Origin of the sequence: Streptomyces flavofungini, from assembly GCF_041028215.1 — a bacterium.
Classification (GTDB): domain Bacteria; phylum Actinomycetota; class Actinomycetes; order Streptomycetales; family Streptomycetaceae; genus Streptomyces; species Streptomyces flavofungini_B.
The window spans coordinates 1-495 of sequence record NZ_JASKYR010001557.1 but is presented as its reverse complement, the minus strand read 5'-3'; the positions used below and the strand labels follow the sequence as shown (position 1 = coordinate 495).

Annotated in this window: 1 pseudogene; it reads left to right on the top strand. The window is 81.2% G+C overall.

From position 1 onward, the window contains the following. Positions 1–492, top strand: a pseudogene (locus tag AB8Z36_RS42165) (DUF2293 domain-containing protein); the annotation flags it as partial. Between the last annotated feature and the right edge of the window lie 3 nt (positions 493–495).

Below are 495 nucleotides of genomic sequence, written 5' to 3'. Positions count from 1 at the left end.
CGCTTCCACCGCCGCCGCGCCCGGTACGAACGGCAGGGCGTCCTCGTCGAGGAGGCCGCGCTCGCCCGCGCCTAGGAGCGCTGCCTCGCCGACGCGGAGGCGCGGGCGCGGCGCAGGGCCAGGGACGCGGTGCGGCGGGCCGCGGAGGACGTGCGGTTCACCGCGGCCTTCGCCGAGGAGATACGGCGGCTCTTCCCCGGCTGCCCGGCCGAGCAGGCCCGCGCGACAGCCGCGCACGCGTCGGTGCGGGGCAGCGGCCGGGTGGGGCGCAGCGCGGCGGGGCGTGCGCTGTCGGGGGCCGCGGTGACGGCGGCGGTCGTCGCGGCGATCCGGCACACGGCCACGCCGTACGACAGGCTGCTGATGAGCGGCGTCCCCCGCGGCGAGGCCCGCCGCCGCATCGCCCCGGCGGTGGACACCACGCTGCGGAGCTGGCGCGCCGCCCCCGCTGACCCGGCACCGCACACCGTCCCGCACCGCGCCGCGGGCTGACCC